This window comes from Lacinutrix sp. YIN62, assembly GCF_057219185.1.
The window spans coordinates 1-5,623 of record NZ_JBXVVH010000043.1; the positions used below are offsets into that span (position 1 = coordinate 1).

Consider the following 5,623-nt stretch of genomic DNA (forward strand, 5'->3'; position numbering starts at 1 on the left):
CTCCTGTTAATGCTGAAACTCCTTCAAATACTCTCGCACCTTCTTCTAGACTAAGGTTTCCTTCAGTTATTCTTTCTCGTGCATAACCATTTTTCCAAGTAAATCCGAATCCCGATAATGTTATTTTAGTAGCATAACCATTACCATTTTTTAAATCACCATATGCATAAGTCGAGCCGCCTACAACTCCTACTACAAAACCTGAAGTAACGTAAGTTACACCATCTATAATATCTTCCGAAGTACTTACTACTGCATCAGCATATATTTTATTTACAACCTTAGCATCTTCATTTGACAAAGCAAACGAAGTCAATTCATATCTAGATTCTAAACCTTCTAATTCAGAAGTATGAATAGGTTGATTAGAACTGAATTGATAAGGCGTTAAATATGGGTACTTAGGTTCTAAAGGATCAGTAGCAAAAAACCTCCCCACTCTAGGATCATGCATTCTAAACTTATAATTCAAAGAATTCCCCTCTCCCTTAACTTCATCATCTTTTTCCTGTCCTTGGAAGCCATAACTATACGACTCTAACGGATTTTTGGAACGCTTTTACACATTTCCCTAAAGCCTACTTTTCAAAATTTTATAAAAGAACGTATCGCCTTTACAGCTTCGTAAATATATGATATTCTGATTATTTCCGCACCAATAAAACCCAGTTTTTTGTCTGCAAAAATCCTCTGTCTTTTATTGGTTTCCTTTGCCACGATATGTTACATAATTGGCATTATAAGTCCGCTCCGCACAGTTTTTAATCGTTCTGTTTTTAGCGGTTTAAAAACTGTCGTTATAATGTAAATTATGTAAAATACTCCCATTCGCCTGACTTCCGACGCTCTTGCTCACTCGGATGAAGACTAACGCCCTACGGTTGCTTCATTCCAATAACAATTAAAAATCCACCGCATAAAACAGCCTCTTTTTTAACTATTATTGGAACGTTTTGCAGATAAACACGAACCATCGAAGTCGCTCGAACCTTTGCGGATTGGTTTCCAGAGTGAGCGTTTTAAAAAGGTGAAGATTTTGGCGAGGCTGGATCTGGCGCAAAGGCAATCTTCAGCTTTTTAAAATGATAGCCTAAATGGAGATTGAATGTCCCGTCCGAGTGGGAAGCGCAGAGGCGATGTCGGCTATGTTACATAATAGAAGTTATAGCTACGAAAACATAAAAAATTAGCGATAGCGTACCATTGAAAGGGTTTTTGCTACTATAACTTCTATTATGTAACATAGCTTGGGGCATTTTTTGGCTTTCAGCAGTAGGAACAGCTCTTTACTTTTTTGTCGATAATCGACTTTTAAATATTAAATGCTATTGCAAAAAAGTAATGTGCTGTGTGAGCGCAAAGGCAAGCCAATAAAATGCAGAAGTGTGGCGAGCGGAACAAAACAAAAGACAGAGGTTTTTTGCTTTTTTCGGCAATAAACTGGCTTTTGTTTTGTGGGGATTTATTTTCCGTAATGATAACGACAAGCTGCTATCAAAATTTGTTCTTTTTCATATTTATAAACCAATCGATGTTCTGATGTGATTCGTCTTGACCAATAACCTTGTAAATCTCCTTTTAAAGCTTCGGGTTTTCCGATACCTTCAAAAGGTGTTCGCATACAGCTTTTAATCAGTTCATTAATTCGTTTTACTATTTTCTTATCGACTTTTTGCCAATACAAATAATCTTCCCAAGAAGATGTAGACCAAGTTAATTTCATCTATTCTATTAAGTCTTTTTCAATACCTTTTCCTGCTTCTAATTCTTTAATAGAGTTTAATAAAATATCTCTGTTTTTCCCTGTTAGCAGATAGGTTGTTTCTTTTAATGAATTGTATTCATCAAGTGATATTAACACAAGGTCTTTACCGCTTTTTCTTTTGATAATAATGTCACTAACATCATTAACCACTTTATCAAACCAATGCTTTAGATTTGAACGAAAGTCTGTATAATTTACTGTTTCCATACTACAAAGATAATAAAAAGTACTTAAAAACGTACTTAATTAATTTTGTTTAGCTAAAAGGATGAAAGTTATTTATAGTTTCGTGTAAACTTTCTAAATCGTCTTGTACATATCTTTCCGTAGAACTTATGTATTTATGTCCTGCTAAATATTGGGTTCTTCGTAGTCCGTGAACTTTTAACCAACTGATAATTACACTTGTTCTAACCTGTTTCACATCTGTAAAGCTGTTGTTGATTTGTTTAAGTTCTTTAGCAATTTTATGAAGTGTATTATGAAGTTTAAAACTCTTTCCGATTGGTAATAATAATTGTTCTGTGGCTTTATTTGTTTCTCGTAAAATCTTTGGTCTAACTTCGCTCAAGTATTCCATAAACTCCATTAGTTGCCAGGGTTTTAATTCTATGTCTCGTGTGTTACTTTTTTTAGTTCCTGGCACTTCTATTTTACCTTTATAGAGTTGTATATTTTCTACTTCTAATAATTGTAAATCTCTTGTGTTTAAGCCTTGATAGACTAATAAACCAATGATAATTTTATTACGCTTTCTTGCTATTTCTTTGCCTTTATTTGTTGGATAACTGTAATATAAATCTTCTAGTTCCTCGAACTCTAAAAAGTTATTGATGATGGATTTTTTAACGCCTTTTATATTGAGTTCTTTAATGATATTCTGCTGTCTGTAATTTTCGGTTACTAAATAATCAAAGTAGATTTTAAGATTACCAACGTAGGTTTTTAAGGTTCTTGCTTTTAGATTTCCCTTCGACAAGCTCTGGGCATCGCCTTTTCGCAAGTGCTCAATATATTTTAAAAAGGTTTTATAATCAATGGTTTCGGCTGTTGTTCCGTATTTCTTGCACCATTTATTAAATCTAGTAACGCTTCTTTGGTATGTTGTGATAGTCTTGCTGTTGTAACCGTTTTTCTCTAAATAATGTTCGTATGTTTTCATCGCCTGTGAGTTCTAAAAAATGAGTATATATCTGTGTCGATTCTAATGATGCGTGTCCTAAAAAAGTACTGATCTGTTCGATGTCCGCTCCTTTTTCTAGTAGATGTGTTGCGATACTATGGCGTAAGCTGTGCAAGGTTATGTTACGTTCTTGTAAGCTTTTATTACCAGTTGCATCTATGATGCCTTTCNCGTATGTTTTCATCGCCTGTGAGTTCTAAAAAATGAGTATATATCTGTGTCGATTCTAATGATGCGTGTCCTAAAAAAGTACTGATCTGTTCGATGTCCGCTCCTTTTTCTAGTAGATGTGTTGCGATACTATGGCGTAAGCTGTGCAAGGTTATGTTACGTTCTTGTAAGCTTTTATTACCAGTTGCATCTATGATGCCTTTCAAACGATTTGCGAAGCTCATTCCTAATAATCTGCCACCTCTGTAATTGATAAATAAAGCTTCTGTTTCTTTGTATTTATAAAACTCTGTACGCCAATCGAACACATAGTGTTCTAATATTTCCAAGCTGTGTCTGTTTAATGGAACGAACCTTTCTTTATAATTCTTTCCTTTACTAACAAATAAGCGTTGTTTGTCAAAAATTATGTCGCTTACATCCAAGTGTATCAGTTCATTTCTTCGTAATCCACAACTATAACAGCATACTAAAATAGCTTTGTCTCTGTATCGTATTTTATCATCTTGATTACTGTAACTTGCTGCTTCAAAAAGTTGTTTGATTTCTTCTTGAGTTAGTACGCTTAACTCATCTCTGGCATTGCCAGCTTCTCGCTTTAAATGGATATTTATGCCTTTATGGTTATTCACTTTTAAGTATTCTCTAAACTTATACAATGCTTGCTGATGCTTGTTTAAATGTCCTTTACTTATTCCGCCTTCTCGTCTTTGGTTGGGTCTGGATTTTAAGTAGTTGTAATAATCGGTTACGTGGCTAGTTTGTATATGATTTAGTTGATTGATATTGATGCTTTCCAAATAATTAAAAAACTCTTGTAAATGAATAGGCAACTTATAAACCGTTGTTTCTGCATAGCCTAAAATATCTAACCACGCCTTAAAGGCGATTAATAATTCTTTATAACTATGATTATTTAGATTAAGATTTTTCATTAGGTATGTGTTTTTCGGGTTCTTGTGGTTAGGTTAACTTAAATAATTGATAATCTTACTATTAACTTAACCATTTTAATAGTGGTTAAGTAGTGGTTATGCGGTTAAGTTGATACTCGCTAAACAGTTCTGTAATGCTTTGTTTATATGTGATTTAAGCTCTTGATATTCATTAATATTGATAATCTCAAAATGATAGGTTTGTCCTTTTTTACCCTTGATTTTCTTAATGTAACCTTCTTCTAAAAGTTGTTTATTATAGCGTTGTAAAGTGGTTTGTTTTACTCGTAATCTTCTTCTTATTTCAGAGTTTGTAAACGTAGTTTGATTATTTTGTTTTAAATACGTCTTGAGACGTTCTAAATGATTTCGGCAAGCTCCTGTAATGGTGTCGCTCTTTCTTAATAAAACCTCTGTAATCAACTCATTTGATTCTTGTATATCTTCGATTTCAGTTTCTATATATTCTTCGCCTGTTTGCTCGTCATATTTACGTTCTCTTTGGTATTGCTTGTAAAATGCAATGGCTTCAATAAATTGTAAATAATGGCTATTTGTTCTTCTTGGTTTAAATACAGATTGTGGCAATTCTAAATATTCCGCATACGGATTAATTACTTTTATTGGCTTTAGAATTCGCTGTACATTGCGGAGAATCTCCGCCGATAAATATTGCTCTTGTTCATTGAGTTTTCCAGCACTTAAAAACCGCTGATATTGCATGATTCTATTATCCTGTTCTTGGCTTTCATCGATGTATAAAAGGAAGCTTCTATTTGAGTTATCCTCGTAAATGCTTTCTTGTGTGGTACAACCTGCAACAGATACAGGACCTTCTACCGTTAGATGGATGGTTTTTGTATTGCCTTTTCGGTCTTTGTGAACGACTGTTTTTGTAATCCGTTTTTTAGATTGTAATTCTCGCAATGGATAGAGTACAGATTCTGCTCCGTCTAAATCCTCGATTAATATTAATTTGTGTTGTAGTTCTGTGCGGTTGAAGTAATAAAATGCGTTTGCACTTAAAACGGTGATTTCTACTTTGTCTTCTTCTGGTATGAGTTCTGATACTTTGGATTGTAAATGTGTTTTTCCAACTCCAGAACTTCCCAAGCTGATGCAATGCAAAGGGTTGTTTGTTTTTCTGCTCGTAAAAATTAAGTACATTAAAAGACGGTTGACCGTCTCCCCTATAACTCCAGCCTTTCCGATTAACTCATTTGTCTTTTCTAATAGATTTTTAGACTTTAAAAACTTGATAGCCTCTTTTTCTTCTTTGAGTGATAGGGTTTTGCTAAATGGCTTTTGCAGTTCGTTGCTCTTATCGTTTAGTAAAAATCGATGACTTTCTAATGCTTTGGTGAGTTCTTGTAATGTTTTTCTAATGACGCTTGTACCAATTTCTAATCGTTCTGCGCATTTTCTTATAAGTTTCTCGCACTGCGAGTCGTTGTATAAATCTATGCTTTGACGTAAAATATTTAATACTGCTTTGGTTTTGGTTAGTTTTTCAATACTTAATGTTACGCGTAAGCTTTCTAACTTATTTAGCTGTAAACCGCCTAAAAT

The 5,623-nt window shown here is 33.8% G+C and carries 6 protein-coding genes and 1 pseudogene; all 7 read right to left on the reverse strand.

The features are described from left to right. A pseudogene (locus AC2D8I_RS15730) lies at positions 1–475 on the reverse strand (hypothetical protein); the annotation flags it as partial. A gap of 987 nt (positions 476–1,462) precedes the next feature. Further along, entirely contained in the window at positions 1,463–1,723 is a 261-nt protein-coding gene (locus AC2D8I_RS15735; protein ID WP_484707036.1) for a Txe/YoeB family addiction module toxin, read from the reverse strand. After that, positions 1,724–1,972: a type II toxin-antitoxin system Phd/YefM family antitoxin gene (locus tag AC2D8I_RS15740; protein WP_484707038.1), complete on the reverse strand. Its 249-nt coding sequence runs from the start codon at positions 1,970–1,972 to the stop codon at positions 1,724–1,726. 49 nt (positions 1,973–2,021) lie between these two features. Then, positions 2,022–2,927 carry a tyrosine-type recombinase/integrase gene (locus tag AC2D8I_RS15745; RefSeq protein ID WP_484707040.1) on the reverse strand — a complete coding sequence of 302 codons (906 nt, stop codon included), beginning with the start codon at positions 2,925–2,927 and terminating at the stop codon, positions 2,022–2,024. Further along, positions 2,848–3,132: a tyrosine-type recombinase/integrase gene (locus tag AC2D8I_RS15750; protein WP_484707042.1), complete on the reverse strand. Its 285-nt coding sequence runs from the start codon at positions 3,130–3,132 to the stop codon at positions 2,848–2,850. The genes AC2D8I_RS15745 and AC2D8I_RS15750 overlap by 80 nt, the downstream gene beginning before the upstream one ends. Next, positions 3,092–4,054: a tyrosine-type recombinase/integrase gene (locus tag AC2D8I_RS15755; RefSeq protein ID WP_484707044.1), complete on the reverse strand. Its 963-nt coding sequence runs from the start codon at positions 4,052–4,054 to the stop codon at positions 3,092–3,094. The genes AC2D8I_RS15750 and AC2D8I_RS15755 overlap by 41 nt, the downstream gene beginning before the upstream one ends. Before the next feature lie 96 nt (positions 4,055–4,150). Next, positions 4,151–5,623: hypothetical protein (locus AC2D8I_RS15760; RefSeq protein WP_484707046.1), on the reverse strand; the 1,473-nt coding region annotated here is incomplete at its 5' end.

Bases quoted from the DNA above. Each gene is read 5' to 3' on its own strand.
- AC2D8I_RS15735 (WP_484707036.1), bottom strand. From the start codon at position 1,723: ATGAAATTAACTTGGTCTACATCTTCTTGGGAAGATTATTTGTATTGG.
- AC2D8I_RS15740 (WP_484707038.1), bottom strand. From the start codon at position 1,972: ATGGAAACAGTAAATTATACAGACTTTCGTTCAAATCTAAAGCATTGG.
- AC2D8I_RS15745 (WP_484707040.1), bottom strand. From the start codon at position 2,927: ATGAAAACATACGAACATTATTTAGAGAAAAACGGTTACAACAGCAAG.